Genomic DNA, 22,250 nt, shown 5'->3' with positions numbered 1-22,250 from the left:
GGGGCGGTCCTCGCGGGGGCCGCCCCCGGGCGAGCATCCGTCGGCGGCCCCCGTCCGAGCACCGGACAGGCCAACGGACAGGGCGACGGACGGGAGGCAGGCGTGACGGGCGACGGGCCGCGCCGGGAGGGCGCGATCGTGACGGGCGAGGTCATCCGCGTGCCGGAGGACTCCTACCGGTTCGGCACCGGGATCCTCACGCTGTACGTCACCGAGATCTCAGCCGGGGGCCGTTCGAGGGCGCGGAGTGGGTCGAGCTGCGCGGTCGGGAGCTGACCCCGGACGGCACGCTCCGGCCACGCGAGCGGTACGCCTTCGTCCGGGTGGACCGGGCGACCGTCGTCACGGTGCCGGCACGGTGACCCGCCGCCGCGACCACCTGCCGTCCCGGCCCACCTGGCGCTGCGCGGCCTGCGGGATCGCCTGGCCGTGCTCGGCGGCGAAGCTGCGGTTGCTCGGCGAGTACCGCACCGACCGGACCGCGCTGCTGGTCTATCTCGGCACCCTCCAGGCTGAGGCGGCCGGGCAGCTCGCGGAGCTGGACGGCGAGCGGCCGTGCACCGACCTGGCCGAGCGCTTCACCGGCTGGGCCCGCCCGCGCGGGTAGGCCGCCCCCTGATCCCGCCCGGGCCGGTCTTCCCGTGGGCCGGCCCGGGCGGTCCCCTCGTCGTGCGGTGGACGCTCGCTTATCGGGTCGAGCGGTCCGGCCATGGCCGGGAGGATCACGCCCCGGTTGACTGGCGGGGACGACGACGGGGGAGGAACACCTGTGTCCGAGACGATCCGCACCGCCGCCCTGGCCGGGGCGACCCTGACCACCGGGCTGGTGGCGGGGCTGTTCTTCGCGTTCACCTGCGCGGTCATGCCGGGTCTCGGCGCGACCGACGACCGGACGCTGATCGGCACCATGCAGTCGATCAATCGGAAGATCCTCAACGGATGGTTCCTGGGCGCGTTCCTCGGCGCGCTGCTGCTGCTCGCCCTGGCCGCCGCCCTGCACCTGACCCGGGGCGGCCCGGCCCTGCTCTGGACCGTCGCCGCGCTGGCCTGCTACCTGGTCACCTTCGTCGTCACCGTACGCCTCAACGTGCCGCTGAACGACCGGCTGGAGGCCGCCGGTCCGGTGGACCGGATCGGCGACCTGGCCGAGGTGCGGGCCTGGTTCGAGGTGGCCTGGGTGCGCTGGAACATGGTCCGCACGCTCTCCTCGGTGGCCGCGTTCGCCTGCCTGATCGGCGCCCTGCTGACCCGGCGCGGCTGACCGCCCGCCGGCCCTGGCGCGGCTGACCGCCCGCCGGCCCCGGGCGCGGCTGACCGCCCCGTCGGCCCGGCACGCCGGCACCTCCCGTCACCCGTTACCGCCACCGCCGGAAGGCGGGCATACCGGGAGACCGGGAGGCCGACAGGCATGGGCGGGCCGGCGCGGGGGAACCGTGCCCGCATGAGGATCAGCAGCACCCCGGCCGTCGCGGCCTCCGGCGAGGAGACCGGCCCCGACGGCGTACGGGAGCCGGCCGGCGAGGTGCACGCCTGGCTGCCGGGCCAGAACCAGACCGTCTGCGGGCTCCCGCTCAGCCGGACCCGGCTGCGCCGCTTCCCGCACGTGCGGTTCGAGTACCGGTCGACGGACGTGCTCACCGGGGCGGACCCGGTCGGCCGGATCTGCCCGCGCTGCCTGGCCGCCTCCGACGGCCGACGCCGGGACGAGAAGAAGAGCTGGGTGCGCCACTCGCCCCGCCCCTGACGGCCGCCCCTGACAGCCGCCCCTGATGGCTGCCGGGCGCGGCGATTGGCGGGCGGCTGACCGGGTACGGGGTCGGGCATGCGGATCGTGGTGGTGGGCGCGACCGGCAACGCCGGCACCGCCCTGTTGCGCCGGCTGCGCCGGGAACGTGGAGTGGATCTCGTCGGGGTGGCGCGCCGGCTGCCGGGGCCGGACGCCGGCGAGCCGTACGACCAGGTGGAGTGGCACTCCTGCGACGTCGGGCTGCCGGGCGCGGCCGACCAGCTCGCGGAGGTCCTCGCCGGGGCCGACGCGGTGGTGCACCTGGCCTGGCAGATCCAGCCCAGCCATGACCAGCGGGTGCTGCGCCGGACCAACGTCGGCGGCAGCGCGGCGGTGGTCGACGCCGTGGTCCGCGCGAACGTGCCGGCCCTGGTGGTCGCCTCGTCGGTCGGCGCGTACGCGCCCGGCCCGAAGGACCACCCGGTCTCCGAGCGCTGGCCGGCGACCGGGGTGCCCGGCTCGTCGTACAGCCGGGACAAGGCCGAGGTGGAGGTGTTGCTGGACCGGGCCGAGCGGGAGCACCCGGGGCTGCGCGTGGTGCGGATGCGGCCCGGCCTGAACTTCCAGCGGGCGGCGGCCACCGAGATCACCCGCTACTTCCTCGGCCCGTTCGCGCCGGTCCGGCTGCTCCGCTTCGGCCGCATCCCGCTGGTGCCGACGCACCGGCGGCTGCGGATGCAGGCGGTGCACACCGACGACGTCGCCGACGCGTACGCCCGGGCGGTCCTGGGCGACGCGCGCGGTCCGTTCAACGTCGCGGCGGACCCGGTGCTGACCCCGGAGCTGGTGGCCCGGCACTTCCACGGCTGGACGGTGCCCGTGGCCGCCCCGGTGCTGCGCGCCGCCGCCGCGCTCACCTGGCGGGCGCGGCTGCAACCGATCGACGCCGGCTGGGTGGAGCTGGCCCTGAACGCGCCGCTGATGTCGAGCGAGCGTGCCGAGGCGGAGCTGGGCTGGCAGCCGCGGCACGACGCGGTCAGCGCGCTGAAGGAACTCTTCGCCGGGATGGCCGACGGCGCGCGCACCGCCAGCCCGGCGATGTCCGCCGCAGGTGGCCGCCCCACCGCCCTGCTGCGGGGCCGCCCCGCCGGCCACGGCAACCCCTACTGACGCACGCCGCCCCGACCGTCCCCGAGTTCAGGGGCGGGCGCCCCGCCGGGGGCGGGTCACGCGCGGGAGAGGGCGAAGGCGGTCAGGAATCCGGCCACCGTGACGAGGCCGACCAGCAGGTGGGCGTCCTCGAACGCCTCCGGGACCATGGTGTCGGTGATCATCGCCAGGATGGCGCCGGCCGCCAGCGCGGTGATCGCCGCGAGCGCCGCCGGCGGGGCGTCGCCGAGCAGCGTGAAGCCCGCCACCGCCGCCACGCCGCTGACCAGGGCGATCGCCGACCAGAGCGCGAAGACGTACCGCCGGGAGCGGCCGGCCCGGCGCATGCCGGCCGCGCTGGACAGACCCTCCGGCACGTTGCTGAGGAAGACCGCGACCACGGTGACCAGGCTGACCGGCCCGCCGGCCAGCAGACTGGCCCCGATCACCACCGATTCGGGTACGCCGTCCAGCAGCGCGCCGACCGCGATCGCGGAACCCGAGCCGGGCCGCTCGCCCTCGGAGGGCTGCCGGTCGCCGGAGCGTTTGCGGTGCCGCGCGCCCCACCGGGCGAGCAGCACGTTCGCCAGGGTGTAGGCGAGCGCGCCGCCGGCCGCTCCGAGCGCCGTGGGCAGCAGGCCGCCCTTCTCGTGCGCCTCCGCGATCAGCTCGAACGAGACGGCGGAGAGCAGCACCCCCGCCCCGAACGCCATGACCGACGCAATGACCCGCTGCGGCACCCGGGCGAACCAGCCCACGGCCGCCCCGAGCAACAGGGCGGACCCGGCCAGCAGCCCCCACCCACCCGCCTGCAACCACTCCGGCATTCCCGGGACCGTACCCCGTGGGCGCGCCCGCCAACCGGGGTCAGAAGTCGGCGAACAGGTACGGCAGGTGACGCGGGAAGAGGCGGCGCAGCTCCGCCGCCGCGTCCGCCGGCACCTCGCCCAGCCCCCGCAGGCCCACCTCCACGGGGTCGAGCACCCCGTACGCCAGGGCCGAGATCCCGGCGGCGGTCAGCGTGGCGGTGGGCGGCTCCCCGGCGGTGGCGGCGGCGCCGGTGACCAGTTCCAGCGCGCCGGTCGTGCCGTCCAGCAGGTACGAACCGGCCAGCCAGCGGTCACCGGTCAGCTCGACGCGCACCCGGCCCGGCCCCGTGGGCAGCCCGGCCAGCGCGTCCACCGACAGCAGCCGGGCCATCGGCGCCGACGAGCCCGGCCGGGCCACCCGCGCCTCGACGTGCACGGCCAGGTCGGTCAGCCACAGCTCCGGCACCTCGTCGACGGGGAGCAGGACGCTCACCCGCTCCACCTGGTCGACGTGCTGGGCGAAGAACCGCAACAGCAGCGCGCGGGCCACCGGGTCGGTGACGAGCAGGTCGTCGGCGACCAGCGTGCCGCCGTGGTCGTCGATCCGGTAGGTCACCGCGCCCGTGACCGTCCCGCCGACCCGGGCGGTGAGCAGCCACCGCTCGTCGCGGTCGCGCAGCCCGACGTCCCGGTAGTCGGGGAAGATCGCGAAGCCGTGCCGCTCGCGCAGGCAGCGCTCGGTGAACTCACGCCAGGTCGGGTAGCCCGCGCCGATCCGCTCCCAGCCCACCTCGCCCGGCAGGTCGGCGCGGAGCAGTTCGCCGAGGTCGGCCGGCGAGAAGGTGGCCGTGCGGGCCTTCGGCAGCCCGACGTAGCCGAACCGGGCGTAGAACGACGACCGGAACGGCCAGAGCGCGGTCAGCGCATGCCCCTCGTCGCGCATCTCGTCGAGCAACTGGTGCAGCAGGGCCCGGACGTGTCCCTGCCGGCGGGCCAGCGGGTGGGTGGTCACCCCCGCGACGCCGGCCATCGGCAGCACCGTGCCGCGCAGGTTCTGCCGCATGGGCACCGCCGAGGCGGCGGCCACCGTCGTGCCGTCGGCCTCCGCGACCAGCGTCCGGTTGCCCTCGTTGTACGGCAGGTAGTCGCGGAACTCCTCCGCCCGGCCGGCGCGGGACGGCGACGTCTCGAACGCGTACGCCTGGAGCGGGAAGCTGGTGGTCAGGCGCTCTTCGGAGTGCACCCGGCGGATGGTCATCCGCCAATCCCATCCCGGCTTCCCGGCCGGCGCAACCGCAATTGCCGGAAGCGGTCGCCGCGGCCGGGTGGTTCGCCCGGCCCCGGCGTCGCCTGACCGCCGTGGCGGTCAGGCGATCGGCAGGTGGCGCAGGTGCCGGCGGCGGCGCAGCCGGACGCTGAACACGGCCGCCACGGTGACGATCAGCAACGCGGTGACGGCCAGCCCGTGCAGCGACCCCCGGGTCAGGTAGCCGGAGTCCGTGTGGTCCACCGCCCAGGTGGCGATCTCCCGGCTGGACCAGAACGGGGTGAGCTTCGCGCCCGTGCCGGCCGGGTCGATCAGCATCTGCACCGCCACGACGGTGAGCAGCAGCAGCGTCCCCTCCAGCTCGCGGGGGAGCAGGGCGCCGATCAGCATTCCGAACGGCGCGGCCACCCCCACGCAGCAGAGCATCGCGACGGCCACCCCGCCGTGCCGCAGGTCGGGCGCGTCGACCACGGTGAGCACGAAGAACGGCACGGAGATGAGGAGCCCCGCCGCCCACAGGCCGAGCATCCGGCCCAGGTAGAGGTGGTGCGGGCGGTAGCCGGCCAGCCGCAGCCGGGGCTCCAGCTCGCGGGCCGCGCCGGTGGCGAAGAGCGCGGCGGTGCTGACCGCCCAGCTGATGCCGAGCAGCAGCGAGCGCACCGACTGTCCGATGTAGGAGTCGCGCCGGATCAGCCAGAAGGCCAACGGCATCAGCAGCAGGAGCAGGAGCACGCCCCGCCGGCGCAGCAGCTCCCGCAGGGTCATCTCGGCGACGGTGACGAGGCGGTTCACGGACGCCCTCCCTGGGTGGCCGGGGTCAGGTCGAGCACGAGGTCGACCCGGTCGAGCTGGTTGAGCAGGTGGGTCACCACGACGATCGCCCGCCCCTCGTCGCGCAGCCGGGCGAGCTGGTCCCAGAAGTTGACGTACGTGCCCTGGTCGAAGCCCTGGTAGGGCTCGTCGAGCAGCAGCACGTCCGGCTCGGCGAGGGTGGACATGGTGAGGTTCAGCTTCTGCCGGGTGCCGCCGGAGAGGTGCCGGGCGAGGACGTCGCGGTCGGCGTCCCAGCCGAGCTGGTGGGCCGCCGCCCGGCCGGCGCGACGGGCTGGCCCCCGGGCCACGCCCCGGCCGGCGCCGACCAGCACGAAGTGCTCGTCCGGCAGCAGGAAGTCGGCGGTGCCGCCCTGCTGGGGGCAGTAGCCGAGCCGGCCGGAGACGGTCACGTCCCCGGCGTCGGGGGAGACCAGCCCGGCGCAGACGCGCAGGAAGGTGCTCTTGCCGCAGCCGTTCGCCCCGACCACGGCCGCGATCTGCCCCGCTCGGACGGTCAGCGACGCGTCGCGCAGCACGGTGCGTCGCCCGTACCGCTTGGTGATGGCCCGGGCATGCAGCCGGACCGGGCCGGGACGCGGGTTGGGCGAGGTGCCGATGCTCTCCACGATCGCGGCGGCGTAGTCCTGCGGCCGGCCGAGGACGACCCACGGGTCGCCCCCGCTGTCGCGCAGGTGCGTGGCGGCCTCGGCGACCACGTGCCGGGCGGCGTCCACCCGGACCCGGCGTCGGTCCAGCTCGGCCGCGAACGCCCGCAGCCACTCGTCGGCGTTCATCCGTCGACCCCCTTTCTGACGATGTCGTTCACCGGGGCGACGAACGCGAGCCACGCGCTGCCGCCCTGGCGCAGCGCCGCCCACCCGCTGTCGGTGAGCCGGTAGTACTTGCGCGCGGGCCCGGACGCGCCCTCCCGCCACTCGGCGGTGACCAGGCCGGTGCGTTGCAGGCGCAGCAGCACCGGATAGAGCGTGCCGCCCTGGATGGGCCCGATGCCGGCGGTGTCGAGGGCGTGCGCGAGCTGGTAGCCGTAGGACTCGCCCTCCCGCAGCAGGGCCAGGACGCAGAGGTCGAGCACCCCGCGCAGCCACTGCCCACGCCGGTCGGATTCCATCCCGGCAACATAGCGACACCACCTAGATGGCGCAACTACCTAGCCGACGGCACGGTTCCCCGCGCACGGGGAACCGGGGGCACGTCAGACGGCGGTGACGTCGGAGACCACGACGGTGACGTTGTCCGGCGCGCCGGCCTGGTGGGCGAGCTTGACGAGCTGCTCGCCGCACTGCTGGCGGTCGGCGTACGTGCTCAGCGCCGCGGCGATCGTGGCGTCCTCGACGTAGTCGGACAGGCCGTCGCTGCACAGCAGCAGCCGGTCGCCGGCGGCCACGGTCAGCATCCCGATCGCGGGCGGCGTGTCCGCGCCCTGCACCGCCCGGGTCACCAGCGACCGCTGCGGGTGGTGGCGTGCCTGCTCCGGCGAGAGCGCCCCCTGGTCCACCAGCGCCTGGACGAAGGTGTCGTCCCGGGTGAGCTGGGTGAGTTGGGCGTCGCGCAGCAGGTAGCAGCGGGAGTCGCCGACCTGGGCCAGCACCAGCGCGTCCCCGGCGAGCAGGGCGGCGGTGAGCGTCGTACCCATGCCGTCACGGGCCGGGTCGACGGTGATGGCGGCGTGGATGCGCCGGTTGGCGGTGCTCACCACGGCCCGCAGCGCGTCGGCGGCCTCGTCGGGGGTGGTCGGCGGGCTCAGCTCGTCGAGGATGCGGATGACGATCTCGCTCGCCACCTCGCCCGCGGGCAGGCCGCCCATGCCGTCCGCGACCGCGACGAGGCGGTCACCGGCGAGGGCGGAGTCCTCGTTGTTGGTGCGGACCAGGCCGATGTCGTTGAGGATGGCCGAGCGGAGGATCAGCGTCATGGGGTCAAGCTTGCCAAGAACACCCTGCCGCCGTCTCTACGCACTACTGCGTAGGGTGTGGGAATGATGCCGGTGTCCATGGTCGGGCGCGCCGGTGAGCTGGCCGAGCTCGACCGGGCGTGGTCCACCGTGGTCGATTCCCGGCGCTCCGCGCCGGCCGTCGCGGTGATCACCGGTGAGGCCGGGGTGGGCAAGTCGCTGCTGGTCGCGGCCGCCCTGGACGCCTTCGCCCCGCACCCGGCGGTGGTGCTCTCCGGCGCGGCCCGGGTGCACAGCCCCGCCCCGTACGACTGGCTAGCCGCCGTTCTCACCGGTCGGGACACGAGCGGGCTCGACCTGCCGCCGGACGCGCTGGCCTGGCTGGCCCAGCAGCCCACCGCGCCGCGCGAGCGCTACGCGCCGGGCACCCTGCTCCGGCTCGCGGTGCGGGTCGTCCGGCTGTTGGTCGGCGCCGGCCCGGCCGTGCTGGTGGTGGAGGACCTGCACGCCCTCGACCCGGCCAGCCTGAACCTGGTCGGCGAGCTGGCCACCGCCGCCGACCTGCCGGCGCTGCTGGTGGTGGCCACCCGGCCCGCCGCCGACGCGGTCGCGCCGGACCTCGCGGTCCGCGCGCTGGCCCGGCTCTGCGGCGTCCGGGGCGCCGTCCGCCAACACCTCGGACCGCTGCTCCCGGCCGAGGTCGCCGAGGTGCTGACCCAGGTGTACGCCGATCCGCGCCCGTCCGGTCGCCTGGCGCGCGCGGTCTGGCGGCGCACCGGCGGCAACCCGTACGCGCTGACCGAACTGCTCGCCGCGCACGCCGGCCAGGGGCCCGAGGCGTTGCTCCGCCCGCCGCCGCCGGCACCGCCGGCCCGGTCGTCGGTGGCGCCGGCCCGGTCGTCGGCGGCGGTGGCCCGGCCCACGGCGGCCCGGTCGGCGCCAGCGCGGTCGGCGGCGGTGGCGCCCCGGCCGGCCGACCCGGTCGACGCCGAGCTGACCGGGCGGGAGATCGAGGTGCTGGGCTGCCTGGTCGCCGGGATGTCCAACAAGCAGGCCGCTCGTGCGCTCGGCATCTCGGTGCGGACGGTCACCGTGCACGTGTCCAACCTGCTGCGCAAGACCGGGTCGGCGTCGCGTACGGAGGCGGCGATCTGGGCGGTGCGGCGGCGGTTGCCGGCGCCGACGCCGGTCGACGGCTGAGCCGCCCCGCGCGACCGGACCGCCGGGCCGGCCGCCCCCACCGCGCGTGGCCGGACCGTTGAGCCGCCGCGCCCGACCCCGTCGTCGGCCGGCCGCCCCGGCGTCGTCGGTGCTGCGGGGTCAGCGGCGGGGATAGCGGAGCAGGAGGCTGGCGGCGACCTCCTCGTCGCCGACGGCGGCGTACACGTGTGGCACGTCCGACGTCCAGCGCAGGTGCTCGCCGGCGGCGGCCGTCAGCGGCGCGTCCACCGGGCCGGCGCGCAGCACGCCCGCGAAGACGGTGATGTGCTCGGTGACGCCCGGCTGGTGCGCGGGGGAGAGCTGCTCCGGGCCGGGCGCGACCCGCATCCGGTACAGCTCGTAGGTGGCGTCGGTGTCCTCGAAGACCTCCAGCAGGATGGCGGTGACCGCCGCGCCGCGGACGGTCGGTCCGGCGGCCGGGCCCGAGAGCACGGCCGTCAGCGGCACGCCGAGCTGCGCCGTGATCGCGTAGAGCGTCTCCAGGGTCGGGTTGCGGGTGCCGTTCTCCAGCCCGGAGAGCGTCGCCTTTCCCACCCCGGCCAGCCGGGCGAGGGTCGACAGGGACATTCCCCGTTCCTCGCGCAGCGCGCGTACCCGGCGGCCGACGGCGTCGGCTCCGGGATCGGGGTGCGGTGGGCGGGCTGGTGACGGGTGCGGCACCCCGCTATCGTGCTACAGGTTCTTGTTCCGTAAACGGAACGATCGGGGTGGGGGATGGCGGGACGGACACAGCCGTTGCTGGCGGGCGTGGTGACCGCGCTGGTGGGGTTCGCCAGCTCGTTCACCGTGGTGCTGGCCGGCCTGCGGGCCGTCGGCGCCACCGACGCGCAGGCCGCCTCCGGGCTGCTCGCGGTCTGCGTCGCGTCCGGGATCTCCGCCGTCTGGCTGGGCCTGCGGCACCGGATCCCGATGAGCGTCGCCTGGTCCACCCCGGGCGCGGCGCTGCTGGTCGCCACCGGCCCGGTGCCCGGCGGGTGGCCCGTCGCCGTCGGGGCGTTCCTCGTCTCGGGCGCGCTGATCGTGGCCGCCGGGCTGTTCCCGGCGCTCGGTCGGGCCGTCGCGGCGATCCCCCGGCCGATCGCGGGCGCCATGCTGGCCGGCGTCCTGCTGCCGCTGTGCACCGCCCCGGTCCGCGCGCTGGTCGAGGTGCCCCGGCTGGCCGCGCCCGTGGTGCTGGCCTGGCTGCTGCTGCACCGGTTCGCGCGCCGCTGGGCGGTGCCGGGCGCGCTGGTCGTGGCGGTGGCGGCGATCGCGTTGACCGCCCCGGTCGCCGGTCTCGGCGGCGCGCGGCTGCTGCCCGCCGTCGATCTGACCGCGCCGGCCTGGAGCGTCCCCGCCCTGGTCGGCCTGGCGCTGCCGCTCTTCCTGGTCACCATGGCCGCGCAGAACGTGCCCGGGATGGCGGTGCTGGTCGGCTACGGCTACCGGCCGCCGTTCGGGGCCGCGCTGCGGGCGACCGGCCTGACCAGCCTGGCCGCCGCGCCCGCCGGCGGGCACGCGGTCAACCTCGCGGCCATCACCGCCGCGCTGGCCGCCGGCCCGGACGCCCACCCCGACCTGGACCGGCGCTGGATCGCCTCGGTCACCGCCGGCACGGGACTGGCCCTGCTCGGCCTGGGCGCCGGGGCGGCCACCGCGTTGATCGCGCTCGCCCCGCCGGTGCTGATCGAGGCGGTGGCCGGGCTGGCGCTGCTCGGCGCGCTGGCCACCGCGCTCACCTCGGCGCTGGCCGAGCCGGCCGCCCGGGAGGCCGCGGTGGTCACGTTCGTGGTCACCGCCTCCGGGGTGACCCTGCTCGGCGTGGGCGGCGCGTTCTGGGGCCTGGTCGCCGGCGGGCTGATGCTCCTGCTCTTCCGCCGCCGCTCCGACGAGCCGGCCGCGTCGCGGCCCGCCCCGCCCGAGCCGGCTGCCGCGCCCGAGCCGGCTGCCGCGCCCGAGCCGGTGGCCGCGTCGCTCCGGCCGGCTCCGGTCGGGTCGGACTCCCCCGCCGGCGCCGCGTCGCCGCACGGCGCCCGGGTCGGCGGCGACTGACCCTCCGCGCCCGGGTCGGCGACAACTGACCCTCCGCGCCCGGGTCGGCGGCGACCGACCCTCCGCGCCCTGTCGGCTGGATCGTCCACGACATCTGCTCGACGGCGTGCGGGCGTACCGGCCCGGGGCGGGCCGGTACGCCGGCGTCACTCCTCCGGGGGGAGGGCGCCGGCGGGGACGTCGAGGCGTACCCGGCCGTCGGCGACGGTGGCGATCTGCTCGGCGAGCACGTAGACCGCGCCGGTGCGCGCCAGGTCGGTGGAGACCTTCAGGTAGCCGCTGTGCAGCAGCCGGGCCGCCAGGTCGGCCGGCACGTCCGGCTCCTCGACCGCCGTCGACTCGATCAGCTCGTCCAGGCTGCTGCCCGGATCGGCGGTCGGCGCCTGCACGGTCACCGCGTTCGGGTCGCCCCGCTGCACGAGGTCGACCGTGCCGACCTCGGTGCCGTCGACGTCGACCACCCGCATGCCCGTGGTGACCCGGGAAACCATCGCCTGCTGCTCGGTGCCCTGATTCATTCTGGCGCGGTTCCCGGCCCCCGCTCCGGCTAAACCGCCCGCGCCGCGCCCCGTACCCGCCCGGCCTTCCTCACAGCTCAGGGGACCAGGCGCTCGGTGGCCGGGGGGAGAGTTCGCGCCAGCTGTCGGTGCCCTGGAGCAGCGCCCGGACCGTCTCCTCGGCCTCCTCGACGCTGTCGTACTCGTAGAACTGGGAGACGCCCTCGGAGCCGCCGGCGCGCTGCTCGACGTGCCACCGGTCGGCGTCCACCCGGAGGAAGACGTCCCGTCGCGCCAGCCGGCCCCATTTCCCGTTCCACCAGTGCTTCCGCTGCTCCATGGCGGGGACTCTATCGAACACGCGTACGAAAAGGTGCGGCCCCCGCGGGATTCCCGCAGGGGCCGATGTGCCTGTGCCGGATTCAGCGCGCAGTGGGCGGTTCCTGCCGGCGGCCGAGCACGTCGTCGAGCGCGCCGCGCTGCTGCCCGGGGGTGGTGCGGCCGGCGGCGACCAGGGCGTCCCGGATCTCGGTGAGCAGCTTGACCTCCTCGCTCGGCGCCTTCGGCGGCGGCTCCTCGCCCCGCTTGCGCCGCTCGGCCAGCCTGTTCATCGGGTAGACGACCAGGAAGTAGAGCGCCGCCGCGGTGAGCGCGAAGGTGATGATCGCGTTGATGAAGCTGATCCAGTCGAACTCGACACCCCGGACCTTCCACGCCGCGCCCTGAAGGCCGCCCTCACGACGCGTGACCACGAGCGTGATCAACGCGATCAGCGGCTTGAGGAACGAGTTGGTGAGCTGCGTGACCACCGCCGTGAACGCGGCGCCGATGACGACGCCGACCGCCAGGTCGACGACGTTTCCGCGCATGATGAAGTCTTTGAAGCCCTTGAGCATCCGTACTCCCGAGGTGTCCGGTCTTCCGTCCGGCACAACCTATGCCCCTGGTGGCGGCTCCAGAAAAGCGCCGGCCTCGATCGCCGCCCGGCCCGGGTCGCCGGCGCGGATCGCCTCGACCAGCCGGGAGTGGTCGACGTAGCGCTCCGGCTCCAGCGCGCCGCCCATCGACTGGGTGATCGTGCTGCGCAGCGCGGCGCCGACCGAGGCGTACAGCTCGGCGAGCATGCCGTTGTGCGCGGCCGCCACCACGGCGGTGTGCAGCGCGGCGTCGGCCTCCACGAACTCGTCGACCCGGCCGCCGAGCCAGGCCGCCTCGCGTACGGCGAGCGCGTCGTCGAGCGCGGCCAGGTCCTCGGGCGTACGCCGCAGCGCGGCGAGCCGGGCCGCCTCCACCTCGAAGGCGCGCCGCACCTCGACGACCTCGGCCGCCCGGTCGACGGTGAGCCGGCGGGCCACCACCGGGGCCAGCTCGTCGGTCGACACCACGTACGTCCCGGAGCCCTGCCGGCACTCCAGCACCCCGGCGTGCACCAGCGCCCGCACGGCCTCGCGGACCGTGTTCCGCCCCACGCCGAGCGCCGCGACCAGCTGCGGCTCGGTGGGGATCCGACCGCCCACCGGCCACTCGCCGCCGAGGATCCGCTCCCTGAGCTGCGCGATGGTCTGCCGAACGCGGTGCCCACGGGGCGGCGCGGTGGCGGAATCAACCGACGGTGGCACTGGTTACAACTCCTGCCCGGAATTCATCCCATGATTGTAGGTTCAACGGTATGACCCCGCCACCACCCACCGCCACCGCCGGCGTCTCCGCCTCCACCGCCGATCCGATCCCGGCCCCGGACGGCGTGCCGGTCGCCCCCGCCGTGGAGCGGGCGAAGCCGGGCCGGCCCGCGCACCCGGCCACCGGGGGCGTGCTGGTGCTGGTCGGGATGCTGCTGGTCGCGGTGAACCTGCGGGCCGCCGTGACCAGCCTCGGGGCGCTGCTCGACGAGGTGCGGGACGGCCTGGGGCTCTCCGGGGCGATGGCCGGCCTCGTCACCACCCTGCCCACCATCGCCTTCGCGGGGCTCGGCGCGCTCACCCCGTGGCTGGTCCGCCGGTTCGCCCCGGCCCGGGTGCTGGTGGTCGCGATGCTCGCGCTCGCCGCCGGTCAGGTGCTGCGGGTGGTCACCGACTCCGCCCTGGTCTTCGTGCTCACCAGCGCGCTGGCGCTGGCCGGCATCGCGGTGGCGAACATCCTGCTGCCGATGCTGGTCAAGCAGCACTTCCCGCACCGCACCGGGCTCGTCACCGGGGCGTACACGATGGCGCTGACCCTGGGCACGACGGTTGCCGCCGCGTCGGCGGTGCCGGTGGCGCACGCCTTCGGCTCCTGGCGGGTCGGGCTCGGGGTCTGGGCCGGGCTGGCCGCGGTGGCCGTGCTCCCGTGGGTGCCGCTGGCGCTGCGGGCGCGGGCCGCCGCGCGGCGGGCCACCCCGACGGAGGCCGTCGCGCCCCGCACCCGGATCCGGCCCGGCCGCACCCGGCTCGGCTGGGCGATGGCGGTCTACTTCGGAGCGCAGTCGCTCAGTGGGTACGCGATCATGGGCTGGCTGGCCCAGCTGTTCCGGGACGCCGGCTACCATCCGGAGACGGCCGGGCTGCTGCTCGCCGGGGTGACCGCGCTCGGCGTGCCCATCGCCCTGCTGATGCCGACGCTGGCCGGCCGGCTGCGGACGCTGCGCCCGCTGGTGCTCTCGCTGACCGCCGCGTCGACCCTGGCCTACCTGGGGCTCGCCCTGGCCCCGCACGGTGCGGCGCTGCTCTGGGTGGCCCTGCTGGCGATCGGGCAGGGCGCGTTCCCGTTGATCCTGACGGTGATCGGCCTGCGGGCCCGGACCGCCGAGGGAACCGTCGCGCTGTCGGCCTTCGCGCAGAGCACCGGCTACGTCATCGCCGCCCTGGGGCCGCTGCTGGTGGGCATCCTCTACGAGGCGACCGGCGGATGGACCGCCCCGATCGGGTTCCTGCTGGCGGCGCTGGCCGTGCAGACCGCCGCGGGCCTGGTGATCGCCCGCCCCCGGCACATCGAGGACGAGGCGTGAGGAGGAACGGTCAGGAGGAGGCCGGCGTGGGGTCGCCCGCCACGGCCTGGTCGACCGTCGGGTAGGTGTGCAGCACCTCGACGAGGCCGCTCACCTCGAGGATGCGGAGCACCCCCCGCTGCGGGGCGGCCAGCCGCACCACGCCCCCGGCCTCGTCGCAGCTGTTCTTGGCGCGGACGAACACCGACAACCCGGTGGAGTCGCAGAACGAGACGTTCGCCAGGTCGAAGACGAGCCGGCTGCGGCCCTTGTCGAGCAGGTCGGTGATCTGGTCCTGCAACTGCGGTGCGGTCGCCATGTCCAACTCGCCCGCGACCGACACGACGACCACGTCGCCGCGCTGTTCCGTGTGCACCGTCAAGGACATTCGCCAGACCTCCCGTTATCGGGGAAACGGTATCCCACGATCGGGGTCGTACGCAGAACGGGAACCGGTATCCGGTGGTCACCGTCATTCGCTTGCCGCGCGGCAACTAGCACCCGGCCTCCGATGGTAGAGTCCGCCGGTCCAGGTCGAAGGGGGTTTGCCATGGCGCTGAGCGCCGAGGAGAGCGGCCGGCTGGCGAGTCTGCTGACGGGTCATGCCGAGCGGATCACGCAGCGTTGGACGGAGATCGTCGCCGGGTCGCTGCGCGGGCGACTCAGCCAGGGGGAACTGCGCCGGCAGGTGCAGGAACTGCACGGCAGCATGGTGACCGCCGCCGAGCACGGGGCCGTCGACCTCGACGCCGAGCAGGCCACCGAGCTGCGCGCTGTGCTCGCCGAGCTGTCGCGGGGCCGGGCCCGGCAGGGCTTCTCCGCCTCCGAGACCGCGATCAGCGTGTTCGCGCTCAAGGAGGCGCTGCTGGAGCTGATGGAGGCCGAGGGCGGCTCCGGGACGCTCCGTGACTACGTCGCCTTCTCCGGGCTGATCGACCAGATGGGCCTGTTCACCTTCGAGAGCTTCGTCCGCACCCGCGAGAGCCTCATCGCCGACCAGGCGGAACAGCTGCTCGAACTCTCCACCCCGGTGGTGAAGCTCTGGGAGGGCGTCGTCGCCGTGCCGCTGGTCGGCACCCTCGACTCGGCCCGCGCCCAGGTGGTGATGGAACGACTGCTCCAGACCCTGGTCGACACCGGCTCGCCGTACGCGATCATCGACATCACCGGCGTACCGGCGGTGGACACCCAGGTCGCCCAGCACATCCTGAAGACCGTGGTGGCCGCCCGGCTGATGGGCGCGGACTGCATCATCTCCGGCATCCGGCCACAGATCGCGCAGACCATCGTGGCCCTGGGCATCGAGTTCGGCGACATCGCCACCAAGGCCAGCCTCGCCGACGCGCTGCGGCACGTGCTCCGGCTCACCGGGGTCGAGACCGGCCGCCGGCTGCCGCGCCGGGAGGCGTGATGGAGCGGGTGCCGATCCTCAAGATCGGTGAGATCCTGCTGGTCTCCATCCAGGTCGACATGTCCGACCAGACGGCGGTCCAGCTCCAGGAGGACCTCGCGGAGCGGATCGTCGCGACCGGCTGCCACGGCGTGCTCATCGACATCACCGCCCTGGACATCGTGGACTCCTTCGTCGGGCGGATGCTGTCGACCATCGCCTCGATCTCCAGGGTGCTCGACGCCGAGACGGTGGTGGTCGGGATGCGGCCCGCCGTCGCCATCACCCTCGTCGAGCTGGGCCTGTCCCTCAACGGCATCCGGACGGCGCTCAACGTCGAACGGGGCATGGAGCTGATCGCGGCGGCGCGCGCGGACGAGCACGAGTTCGCGTTCGACGACGAACCGGACGCCGATACGACGGCCTCGTCATGACCGCGGGCGTCGACCTGGGCCGACCGCAGGCGCAGGCGATCCGCAGCGACGAGGACGTGGTGCGCGTCCGGCAGCTGGTGCGTACGGTGGCGGTGGCGGTCAAGCTCTCGCTGGTCGACCAGACCAAGGTGGTCACCGCGGCGAGCGAGCTGGCCCGCAACACGCTGGTGTACGGCGGCGGCGGCACGGTCGAGGTGGGCACGGTGGACAACGGGACGCGACGGGGCGTGCGCATCGTCTTCGTCGACTCCGGCCCAGGCATCGCCGACCTCGACCTGGCACTGACCGACGGCTACACGACCGGGCGCGGGCTCGGCCTCGGGCTCAGCGGCGCGCGCCGACTGGTCGACGAGTTCGACATCCAGACCGCGGTGGGTGAGGGCACCCGCGTCACGGTCACCAAGTGGTCCCGATGACCGGGGACCCGGTCCCCGACCGCGGCATCTGGTTCCGGGTGGAGACCGGCAGCGCCGCCAGCGCGGTGCGCCGGGCCGCCGAGCGGCTCGGCGACCAGCTCGACCTGGGCGAGGCCCGCACCGCCGACCTGGCGATCGTCGCCGCCGAGCTGACCAGCAACCTGGTCAAGCACGCCGAGGACGGCACGCTGCTGCTGCGGCCCGTCCGGCACGAGCGGGAGGCCGGCGTGGAGCTGGTCGCGGTCGACGCCGGGCCGGGGATGGCCGACCTGACCGTCTCCTCGCAGGACGGACACTCCACCACCGGCACGCTCGGCATCGGTCTCGGCGCGATCGTCCGGCAGGCCAGCTGGTTCGACGGCTACTCCCAAGCGGGGCGGGGCACGGTCCTCGCCGTCCAGGTCTGGCCGGACCGCGCCGGTGGGCGGGAGCGGCCCTGGGTCGGCGCGCTCACCCGGCCGCTGACCGGGGAGTCGGTCAGCGGCGACGGGTACGCCTGGCGGATCGTGGAGGGCCGGCGGCAGGTGCTGGTCTGCGACGGCCTGGGGCACGGGCCGCTCGCCGCCGCCGCCACCGACGCCGCGCTCGACGCGTTCCGCCGGGCGCCGGCGGGACCGCCGGCCGCAGTGGTCCAGCACCTGCACCAGGCGATGTCCCACACCCGGGGCGCGGCGCTGGCCGTCGCCGAGCCGGACCCGTCGGCCGGGGTGCTGCGCTACGCCGGACTGGGCAACGTCTCCGCCGCGGTCGTCGGCGGCGGCAAGCGCCGGGGCCTGGTCTCGCTGCCCGGCATCGCCGGGCACCAGCGTCCCCCGGTCCGGGAGTACGACTACCCCTTCGAGGCCGACGCCCTGCTGGTGATGCACAGTGACGGCGTGGTCGACCGCTGGCAGCTCGCCGACTTCCCCGGTCTCGCCGACCGGTCGCCCGTCGTGGTGGCCGCGTCGCTGCTGCGGGACGCCGGCACCCGCCGCGACGACGCGTGCGTCCTGGTCGCCCGGGCGTGGTCGTGACCGGGCCGGCCGGGGCGGCGCGGCTGCTCCAGATGGTGCTGCGGGTCGAACACGACATCTTCGTGGTCCGGCAGCGGGGCCGTGAGGTCGCCGCCGCGGTCGGGCTGGAGCACCAGGACCAGGTACGCATCGCCACGGCGCTCAGCGAGGTGGCCCGGGACCTGCTGCGCGCGGTCGGCGGGGCGGACGTGACATTCATCCTGGTCCACGACGCCGTTGGTGGTGGGCGGCACCTGCGGGTGGACCTCCTCCCGGTGCGCCCGCTGCCCGACGGGCGGTACGAGCCGCAGTCGGGTGCGGTGGCGCGGTTGGTGGACATGTTGGGCGTCGTGACCGGGGAGGGGGATACGGTCGTGAGGATGTCCCGACGTGTCCCGGTCACCGCCGAGGCGCTGACCCCGGAGCGTCTCGCCGAGCTGCGCGCCGAACTCGGCCGGAACGCCCCGGGCAGCGCCCTCGACGAGTTGGCCGCCCAGAACGCGCAACTGATCGCCGCCCTCGACGAGGTACGCAGCCAGCGCGACGAGCTGGCCGTGCTCAACGAGGAACTGGCCGAGACCAACCGCGGCGTGATGGCGCTCTACAACCAGCTCACCGAGGAGCTGGAGGAGACCAACCGCGGCGTGGTCGCGCTCTACGCCGAGCTGGACGAGAAGTCCGCCCAGTTGCGGGCGGCCAGCGAGTCGAAGAGCCGGTTCCTGGCGAACGTCAGCCACGAGCTGCGCGCCCCCGTCACCGCGATCATGGGACTCGGCCGGCTGCTGGACGACTCCGCCTCCGACCCGCTCACCGCCGAGCAGGCCCGCCAGGTCGGGCTCATCCGCTCCTCGGCGAGCGACCTGCTCACGCTGGTCAACGAGCTGCTCGACCTGGCCAAGGCCGAGTCCGGCCGGATCGAGCCTGACTGGGCCGAGGTGGACCTGCGGCCGCTCTTCGGTCAGCTGCGCGGCACGCTGCGGGCCCTGGCCACCCGGCCGGAGGTCGAACTGGTGGTGGAGGAGCCGCCGGTCCCGGCCACGCTGCGCACCGACGAGGTGCTGCTCGCCCAGGTGCTGCGCAACCTCCTGCACAACGGGCTCAAGTTCACCGAGCGCGGGGAGGTCCGGCTGCGGGCGGAGCGGCGGGACGACCGCTGGCTGCTGTCCGCCTCGGACACCGGCCCGGGCATCGCGCCCGAGCAGCACGACCGGATCTTCGAGGAGTTCTATCAGGTGCCCGGCGCGACCCGGGTGGGCGGCACGGGCCTCGGCCTGCCGTACGCGCGGCGGCTGGTGACCCTGCTCGGCGGCACCCTGGAACTGGCCAGCGAGCCCGGGCGGGGCAGCACGTTCATCGTCAGCCTGCCCGCGGGCGGAGCGTGACGGTGGAGGGCGGCCCGGCGACCGTGCTGGTGGTCGACGACAGTCGCACCAAGCGGTACCTGCTGGTCAGCTGGCTCTCCCGCGCGGGTTTCACCGTGCTGGAGGCGGAGACCGGCGGCGAGGCCCTGGCCCGCGTCGGCGTGGACCCGATCGACCTCGTGGTGCTCGACGTGCGGCTGCCCGACCTGAGCGGGTTCGAGGTCTGCGAACGGATCAAGGCTGCGCACCCGGCGATCCCGGTGATCCACGTGTCCGCCCACGCGGTGGACGTCGTGGACCGGGCGCAGGGGCTGACCCGGGGCGCGGACGCGTACCTGGCCGAGCCCATCGAGCCGGAGGAACTGGTCGCCACCGCGCACGCGGTGCTGCGCTACTACTGGGCGCGGCAGCGGGCGGAGCTGCTCGCCGAGCGGCTGCTCGGGCTGGCCGACACCACGGTGGCGATGCACTCCGCGCCCAACTTCGCGCGACTGCTGGAGGCGGCGGCGGCCGGGGCGGCCCAGATCTTCAAGAGCCCCGCCGCGGTGATCGCCGAGACGTTCGACGGCGACTGCGTCGCCGGGATCGCGGGCGGCCCCGGCGGCACGGTCACGCTCGTTCCGTGGCTCGTGGACGACAGCGGCGTGCCGATCGGGACGACGGTCCGGGTGGACGATCCGGCCGGCTGGGGCCTGGTCGACTGGCCGGCGGGGGACACGGTCACGGTGGCCGCGACCCGGCTCCGCGAGGACCGCCCGCCGCTCTACGTCGTCGTGCCCACCGCGACGCAGACCGCCCGCACCCCCGTGCTGGTGCAGCTCGCCCAGGCCGTCGCGTCGGCGGTGGAGGCGCAGCGCTCCTTCGACGAGGAGCACCGCATCGCGGTCACCCTCCAGCGCAGCCTGCTGCCGCGCCGGATTCCCGAGATCAACGGGCTCGACCTGGCCGTGCGCTACGAGCCGGCGAGCGCGCAGACCGAGGTGGGCGGCGACTTCTACGAGCTGGTGATGCTCGACGGCCACCTGCTGCTGGCGATCGGCGACGTGGCGGGCCACTCGTTGCACGCCGCGACCGTGATGGCCGAGCTGCGGCACGCGGTGCGGGCGTACGCGGTGGAGGGACACCAGCCGGGCGAGATCCTGGAGCGGGTCAACGAGCTGATGCGCACCCTGCTCCCCACGGAGCTGGCCACGATCTGCCTGCTGCTGCTGCACCCGCCCACCGGCCGGGTCCGGCTGGCCAGCGCCGGCCACCTGCCGCCGGTGCTCAGCCTGGACGGCAAGGTGGAGTTCGTGCAGCACTCGGCGCCACTGCTCGGGGTGCGCGCCCAGCGACCGCCCGACCTGGAGTTCGTGCTGCCGGTCGGGGCGACGCTGGTGTTCTACACCGACGGCCTGATCGAGCGGCGGGACACCACGATCGACGACGGGCTGGCCGCCCTGGCCGCGGCCGCCGGGCGGATCGACGACGACCTGGACCGGTTCTGCGAGCGGCTCCTGGTCGAGCTGGCCCCGCCGGAGATCCAGGACGACGTCGCCGTGGTCGCCCTCCGCCGCCGCTGACGCGCGGGAAAGGCACCCTGTCGACGGCTGGCGCTGTGGAAGGCCCGTCCTGACGCCGGCAGGCGGGGCGGGCGTCAGCCGACCGAGCGGGCGTATGCGGCCGGCGAGACGCCGATGACGGCGGTGAACTCGCGGACCAGGTGGGCCTGGTCGCTGTAGCCGAGGTCCGCCGCGAGCGCCGCCCAGTCCGGCGGGCCGCCCGCGGCCTGCTCGACGGCCTCCTGGAGCCGGTACCGGCGGATCACCCACTTCGGGCCGACGCCGACGTGCGCGAGGAACAGGCGTTGCAGCCGGCGGACGGAGAGCCCGTGCCGCCGGGCGAAGTCGTCCACCCGCAGCACCGTCCGGTCGGCGCGGATCGCCTCGACGAGGCCGATCACCTCGTCGGTGACCGGGTCGGCCGCCGGCGCCCAGCCGAGCAGCAGGTCGTCCAGCGCCCGGCGGCGCTCGGCGTCCGTACCGTCGCAGCGGCCGGCGGGCGGCGGCCCCTCGGCGGCCGACGCGGCGGCGACCAGGGCGGCGGCCGGCGGCCAGCGGTCGGCGAGCGACGGGACCGGCCACCGCCGCCCGGTCAGCTCGGCGACCGACCGCCCGCGCCAGAACGGCCGGAAGCCGCCCGGCCGGAACTGGACCCCGCTGACCCGGCCGACGCCGGACAGCGTGATCGAGAACAGTTTCCGCCCCACGCCGGCCACCTCGGCGGTCTCCGGGCCGTCGCCGTCGCGCCGGAACACCACGTTCACCGCCGGGTGCGGCACGACCTGCTGCGTGAGCGGCTCGGTCAGCTCCCAGTCGACGAGCCAGTAGTGCTCGACGTACGGCCGGAGCGCCACGGCGGGCAGGTGTCGGCGGAAGCGGACCTGGCGCAGCAGCCGGGCCGGGTCCAGGATGCCCCGGCTGTCCCCGCGCGGCTGCTGTCGCATTTCTTCAAGACCATCCTCATACGCTGGCCGTATGGCAACCCAGACTAGTGACCTGCTGGCGGTGGCCGCGCCACCGACCGTGGCGGTGGTGCGTGGCATCGCCGACGACCAGCTCGACCTGCCGACGCCCTGCCGCGAGTACGCGGTGCGCGACCTGCTCGACCACCTCTTCCAGGTGGTGGTGAACTTCCAGGCCCTCGCGGCGAAGCGCCCCGTCGAATGGGCGGACGGGCCCGGGCATCTCACGGACGGTTGGCGCGACCGGTTCGAGGCCGAGACGCGGCGGCTGGTCGACGCCTGGTCCGACCCGTCCTCGCTGGAGGGCGTCTCGCCGGGGATGGGCATGCCGCAGACCACGGTCGGCGGCATGGTGCTGCTGGACCTGACGGTGCACGGCTGGGACCTCGCCGTCGCCACCGGCCAGCCGTACCGGCCCGCTCCGGAGGCGACGGCCGCGCTGCACGAGCTGGTGGGACAGCTCGGGCCGCAGGCCCGGAAGATGGGCGTCTTCGCGGAACCGGTGTCGAGCGCCGCCGACCTGCCGGAGTTCGACCGGCTGCTCTGCCACACCGGCCGCGACCCCGGCTGGCCCCCGACCGCCTGACCGGCCCGACCGCCTGAGCCTCACCGGCCCGGACGGCTCGCCGCCGCCCGGGCCTCCTTGCCGCCCGGCCTGCTGTTCCTCGGCGCGGTGGTGGAGAAACTGTGGGGAACCTGAGCTGTGTAACGCCGGCGGCGACATGGGCGCTGTTTGCTCTGGAGGCCCGGCCGGACGGGCCCTGGCC

Annotated in this window: 28 protein-coding genes; 15 read left to right on the top strand and 13 right to left on the bottom strand. The window is 75.2% G+C overall.

All coding sequences use genetic code 11. The features are described 5' to 3' along the window. Positions 1–102 precede the first annotated feature (102 nt). The 5 genes from ABZ793_RS00220 to ABZ793_RS00200 all read left to right on the top strand — a co-directional run bounded on the left by ABZ793_RS00220 (position 103) and on the right by ABZ793_RS00200 (position 2,896). A complete protein-coding gene (locus ABZ793_RS00220; RefSeq protein ID WP_357449550.1) occupies positions 103–276 on the top strand; it encodes a hypothetical protein in 174 nt (57 codons plus the stop codon). A gap of 82 nt (positions 277–358) precedes the next feature. Beyond that, positions 359–607, top strand: coding sequence for a flavin reductase (locus tag ABZ793_RS00215; protein ID WP_350702013.1), 249 nt, complete (start codon positions 359–361; stop codon positions 605–607). A 162-nt stretch (positions 608–769) separates the two neighbouring features. Then, positions 770–1,261 (top strand): anthrone oxygenase family protein, encoded by a 492-nt coding sequence (locus ABZ793_RS00210; protein ID WP_357449546.1) that lies wholly within the window; start codon positions 770–772, stop codon positions 1,259–1,261. 180 nt (positions 1,262–1,441) lie between these two features. Continuing rightward, positions 1,442–1,744 (top strand): hypothetical protein, encoded by a 303-nt coding sequence (locus ABZ793_RS00205; protein ID WP_357449543.1) that lies wholly within the window; start codon positions 1,442–1,444, stop codon positions 1,742–1,744. A gap of 78 nt (positions 1,745–1,822) precedes the next feature. Next, entirely contained in the window at positions 1,823–2,896 is a 1,074-nt protein-coding gene (locus ABZ793_RS00200; RefSeq protein ID WP_357449540.1) for an NAD-dependent epimerase/dehydratase family protein, read from the top strand. A 56-nt stretch (positions 2,897–2,952) separates the two neighbouring features. Here the strand turns inward: ABZ793_RS00200 and ABZ793_RS00195 are convergent, their stop codons facing one another. The 6 genes from ABZ793_RS00195 to ABZ793_RS00170 form a co-directional block, all read right to left on the bottom strand. Continuing rightward, positions 2,953–3,702, bottom strand: coding sequence for a ZIP family zinc transporter (locus ABZ793_RS00195; RefSeq protein WP_357449537.1), 750 nt, complete (start codon positions 3,700–3,702; stop codon positions 2,953–2,955). Between the two features lie 40 nt (positions 3,703–3,742). Further along, positions 3,743–4,942 carry a GNAT family N-acetyltransferase gene (locus tag ABZ793_RS00190; protein ID WP_357449534.1) on the bottom strand — a complete coding sequence of 400 codons (1,200 nt, stop codon included), beginning with the start codon at positions 4,940–4,942 and terminating at the stop codon, positions 3,743–3,745. A gap of 108 nt (positions 4,943–5,050) precedes the next feature. After that, complete coding sequence (locus ABZ793_RS00185; protein ID WP_357449531.1) at positions 5,051–5,743, bottom strand: ABC transporter permease; 693 nt, start codon at positions 5,741–5,743, stop codon at positions 5,051–5,053. Beyond that, on the bottom strand, positions 5,740–6,558 hold the full coding sequence (locus ABZ793_RS00180) for an ATP-binding cassette domain-containing protein (protein WP_357449528.1): 819 nt from the start codon (positions 6,556–6,558) through the stop codon (positions 5,740–5,742). Before ABZ793_RS00180 ends, ABZ793_RS00185 begins: the two co-directional genes overlap by 4 nt. Beyond that, the gene (locus ABZ793_RS00175) at positions 6,555–6,893 is read right to left on the bottom strand and encodes a PadR family transcriptional regulator (RefSeq protein WP_357449525.1); all 339 of its coding nucleotides are present in this window, start codon (positions 6,891–6,893) and stop codon (positions 6,555–6,557) included. The genes ABZ793_RS00180 and ABZ793_RS00175 overlap by 4 nt, the downstream gene beginning before the upstream one ends. A gap of 84 nt (positions 6,894–6,977) precedes the next feature. After that, entirely contained in the window at positions 6,978–7,697 is a 720-nt protein-coding gene (locus ABZ793_RS00170) for a PP2C family serine/threonine-protein phosphatase (protein WP_357449522.1), read from the bottom strand. A 66-nt stretch (positions 7,698–7,763) separates the two neighbouring features. On the opposite strand from ABZ793_RS00170, the gene ABZ793_RS00165 reads away from it, so the two are divergent. After that, positions 7,764–8,876 carry an AAA family ATPase gene (locus ABZ793_RS00165; RefSeq protein ID WP_357449519.1) on the top strand — a complete coding sequence of 371 codons (1,113 nt, stop codon included), beginning with the start codon at positions 7,764–7,766 and terminating at the stop codon, positions 8,874–8,876. Positions 8,877–8,996: 120 nt separating this feature from the next. Here the strand turns inward: ABZ793_RS00165 and ABZ793_RS00160 are convergent, their stop codons facing one another. Continuing rightward, a complete protein-coding gene (locus ABZ793_RS00160; protein WP_357449516.1) occupies positions 8,997–9,464 on the bottom strand; it encodes a helix-turn-helix domain-containing protein in 468 nt (155 codons plus the stop codon). Positions 9,465–9,611: 147 nt separating this feature from the next. Between ABZ793_RS00160 and ABZ793_RS00155 the strand changes: the two genes are divergently transcribed. Continuing rightward, the gene (locus ABZ793_RS00155) at positions 9,612–10,928 is read left to right on the top strand and encodes a benzoate/H(+) symporter BenE family transporter (RefSeq protein WP_357449513.1); all 1,317 of its coding nucleotides are present in this window, start codon (positions 9,612–9,614) and stop codon (positions 10,926–10,928) included. A 146-nt stretch (positions 10,929–11,074) separates the two neighbouring features. Here ABZ793_RS00155 and ABZ793_RS00150 read toward each other — a convergent pair whose 3' ends face one another. The 4 genes from ABZ793_RS00150 to ABZ793_RS00135 all read right to left on the bottom strand — a co-directional run bounded on the left by ABZ793_RS00150 (position 11,075) and on the right by ABZ793_RS00135 (position 13,044). Beyond that, entirely contained in the window at positions 11,075–11,446 is a 372-nt protein-coding gene (locus tag ABZ793_RS00150) for a hypothetical protein (protein ID WP_350701996.1), read from the bottom strand. Between the two features lie 70 nt (positions 11,447–11,516). After that, the gene (locus ABZ793_RS00145) at positions 11,517–11,765 is read right to left on the bottom strand and encodes a hypothetical protein (RefSeq protein ID WP_350701995.1); all 249 of its coding nucleotides are present in this window, start codon (positions 11,763–11,765) and stop codon (positions 11,517–11,519) included. 82 nt (positions 11,766–11,847) lie between these two features. Then, positions 11,848–12,321: a large conductance mechanosensitive channel protein MscL gene (mscL, locus tag ABZ793_RS00140; protein ID WP_357449507.1), complete on the bottom strand. Its 474-nt coding sequence runs from the start codon at positions 12,319–12,321 to the stop codon at positions 11,848–11,850. Positions 12,322–12,360: 39 nt separating this feature from the next. Then, the gene (locus ABZ793_RS00135) at positions 12,361–13,044 is read right to left on the bottom strand and encodes an FCD domain-containing protein (protein ID WP_350701991.1); all 684 of its coding nucleotides are present in this window, start codon (positions 13,042–13,044) and stop codon (positions 12,361–12,363) included. A gap of 50 nt (positions 13,045–13,094) precedes the next feature. Between ABZ793_RS00135 and ABZ793_RS00130 the strand changes: the two genes are divergently transcribed. Next, positions 13,095–14,408 (top strand): MFS transporter, encoded by a 1,314-nt coding sequence (locus ABZ793_RS00130; RefSeq protein WP_357449503.1) that lies wholly within the window; start codon positions 13,095–13,097, stop codon positions 14,406–14,408. 10 nt (positions 14,409–14,418) lie between these two features. Here the strand turns inward: ABZ793_RS00130 and ABZ793_RS00125 are convergent, their stop codons facing one another. Next, positions 14,419–14,775 carry an STAS domain-containing protein gene (locus ABZ793_RS00125; RefSeq protein WP_092381119.1) on the bottom strand — a complete coding sequence of 119 codons (357 nt, stop codon included), beginning with the start codon at positions 14,773–14,775 and terminating at the stop codon, positions 14,419–14,421. 162 nt (positions 14,776–14,937) lie between these two features. Here ABZ793_RS00125 and ABZ793_RS00120 point away from each other — a divergent pair, with 162 nt between their 5' ends. From ABZ793_RS00120 to ABZ793_RS00095, 6 genes are read left to right on the top strand one after another with little or no spacing between them, the layout of a single operon-like run. Continuing rightward, complete coding sequence (locus ABZ793_RS00120) at positions 14,938–15,798, top strand: STAS domain-containing protein (RefSeq protein ID WP_357449500.1); 861 nt, start codon at positions 14,938–14,940, stop codon at positions 15,796–15,798. Further along, the gene (locus tag ABZ793_RS00115; RefSeq protein WP_357449497.1) at positions 15,798–16,211 is read left to right on the top strand and encodes an STAS domain-containing protein; all 414 of its coding nucleotides are present in this window, start codon (positions 15,798–15,800) and stop codon (positions 16,209–16,211) included. The genes ABZ793_RS00120 and ABZ793_RS00115 overlap by 1 nt, the downstream gene beginning before the upstream one ends. Continuing rightward, positions 16,208–16,627 carry an ATP-binding protein gene (locus ABZ793_RS00110; protein ID WP_357449494.1) on the top strand — a complete coding sequence of 140 codons (420 nt, stop codon included), beginning with the start codon at positions 16,208–16,210 and terminating at the stop codon, positions 16,625–16,627. Before ABZ793_RS00115 ends, ABZ793_RS00110 begins: the two co-directional genes overlap by 4 nt. After that, positions 16,624–17,640: a SpoIIE family protein phosphatase gene (locus tag ABZ793_RS00105; protein ID WP_357449491.1), complete on the top strand. Its 1,017-nt coding sequence runs from the start codon at positions 16,624–16,626 to the stop codon at positions 17,638–17,640. The genes ABZ793_RS00110 and ABZ793_RS00105 overlap by 4 nt, the downstream gene beginning before the upstream one ends. A gap of 32 nt (positions 17,641–17,672) precedes the next feature. Further along, entirely contained in the window at positions 17,673–19,001 is a 1,329-nt protein-coding gene (locus tag ABZ793_RS00100; RefSeq protein ID WP_357450578.1) for a sensor histidine kinase, read from the top strand. Between the two features lie 2 nt (positions 19,002–19,003). Beyond that, positions 19,004–20,542 (top strand): SpoIIE family protein phosphatase, encoded by a 1,539-nt coding sequence (locus ABZ793_RS00095; RefSeq protein WP_357449488.1) that lies wholly within the window; start codon positions 19,004–19,006, stop codon positions 20,540–20,542. Positions 20,543–20,616: 74 nt separating this feature from the next. Here the strand turns inward: ABZ793_RS00095 and ABZ793_RS00090 are convergent, their stop codons facing one another. Continuing rightward, a complete protein-coding gene (locus ABZ793_RS00090) occupies positions 20,617–21,465 on the bottom strand; it encodes an AraC family transcriptional regulator (RefSeq protein WP_357449486.1) in 849 nt (282 codons plus the stop codon). A 31-nt stretch (positions 21,466–21,496) separates the two neighbouring features. Between ABZ793_RS00090 and ABZ793_RS00085 the strand changes: the two genes are divergently transcribed. Beyond that, positions 21,497–22,069: a TIGR03086 family metal-binding protein gene (locus tag ABZ793_RS00085; RefSeq protein ID WP_357449483.1), complete on the top strand. Its 573-nt coding sequence runs from the start codon at positions 21,497–21,499 to the stop codon at positions 22,067–22,069. Positions 22,070–22,250: the final 181 nt, after the last annotated feature.

This window comes from Micromonospora sp. NPDC047465, from assembly GCF_040643125.1.
In the GTDB taxonomy this organism is placed as follows: domain Bacteria; phylum Actinomycetota; class Actinomycetes; order Mycobacteriales; family Micromonosporaceae; genus Micromonospora.
This window is presented reverse-complemented; position numbering and strand designations above follow the sequence as displayed.

Coding starts and splice junctions, on each gene's coding strand:
- ABZ793_RS00205 (WP_357449543.1), top strand. CDS start 1,442: ATGAGGATCAGCAGCACCCCGGCCGTCGCGGCCTCCGGCGAGGAGACC.
- ABZ793_RS00200 (WP_357449540.1), top strand. CDS start 1,823: ATGCGGATCGTGGTGGTGGGCGCGACCGGCAACGCCGGCACCGCCCTG.
- ABZ793_RS00195 (WP_357449537.1), bottom strand. CDS start 3,702: ATGCCGGAGTGGTTGCAGGCGGGTGGGTGGGGGCTGCTGGCCGGGTCC.
- ABZ793_RS00190 (WP_357449534.1), bottom strand. CDS start 4,942: ATGACCATCCGCCGGGTGCACTCCGAAGAGCGCCTGACCACCAGCTTC.
- ABZ793_RS00180 (WP_357449528.1), bottom strand. CDS start 6,558: ATGAACGCCGACGAGTGGCTGCGGGCGTTCGCGGCCGAGCTGGACCGA.
- ABZ793_RS00175 (WP_357449525.1), bottom strand. CDS start 6,893: ATGGAATCCGACCGGCGTGGGCAGTGGCTGCGCGGGGTGCTCGACCTC.
- ABZ793_RS00170 (WP_357449522.1), bottom strand. CDS start 7,697: ATGACGCTGATCCTCCGCTCGGCCATCCTCAACGACATCGGCCTGGTC.
- ABZ793_RS00165 (WP_357449519.1), top strand. CDS start 7,764: ATGCCGGTGTCCATGGTCGGGCGCGCCGGTGAGCTGGCCGAGCTCGAC.
- ABZ793_RS00160 (WP_357449516.1), bottom strand. CDS start 9,464: ATGTCCCTGTCGACCCTCGCCCGGCTGGCCGGGGTGGGAAAGGCGACG.
- ABZ793_RS00155 (WP_357449513.1), top strand. CDS start 9,612: ATGGCGGGACGGACACAGCCGTTGCTGGCGGGCGTGGTGACCGCGCTG.
- ABZ793_RS00150 (WP_350701996.1), bottom strand. CDS start 11,446: ATGAATCAGGGCACCGAGCAGCAGGCGATGGTTTCCCGGGTCACCACG.
- ABZ793_RS00145 (WP_350701995.1), bottom strand. CDS start 11,765: ATGGAGCAGCGGAAGCACTGGTGGAACGGGAAATGGGGCCGGCTGGCG.
- mscL (WP_357449507.1), bottom strand. CDS start 12,321: ATGCTCAAGGGCTTCAAAGACTTCATCATGCGCGGAAACGTCGTCGAC.
- ABZ793_RS00130 (WP_357449503.1), top strand. CDS start 13,095: ATGACCCCGCCACCACCCACCGCCACCGCCGGCGTCTCCGCCTCCACC.
- ABZ793_RS00125 (WP_092381119.1), bottom strand. CDS start 14,775: ATGTCCTTGACGGTGCACACGGAACAGCGCGGCGACGTGGTCGTCGTG.
- ABZ793_RS00120 (WP_357449500.1), top strand. CDS start 14,938: ATGGCGCTGAGCGCCGAGGAGAGCGGCCGGCTGGCGAGTCTGCTGACG.
- ABZ793_RS00115 (WP_357449497.1), top strand. CDS start 15,798: ATGGAGCGGGTGCCGATCCTCAAGATCGGTGAGATCCTGCTGGTCTCC.
- ABZ793_RS00110 (WP_357449494.1), top strand. CDS start 16,208: ATGACCGCGGGCGTCGACCTGGGCCGACCGCAGGCGCAGGCGATCCGC.
- ABZ793_RS00105 (WP_357449491.1), top strand. CDS start 16,624: ATGACCGGGGACCCGGTCCCCGACCGCGGCATCTGGTTCCGGGTGGAG.
- ABZ793_RS00100 (WP_357450578.1), top strand. CDS start 17,673: ATGGTGCTGCGGGTCGAACACGACATCTTCGTGGTCCGGCAGCGGGGC.
- ABZ793_RS00090 (WP_357449486.1), bottom strand. CDS start 21,465: ATGCGACAGCAGCCGCGCGGGGACAGCCGGGGCATCCTGGACCCGGCC.
- ABZ793_RS00085 (WP_357449483.1), top strand. CDS start 21,497: ATGGCAACCCAGACTAGTGACCTGCTGGCGGTGGCCGCGCCACCGACC.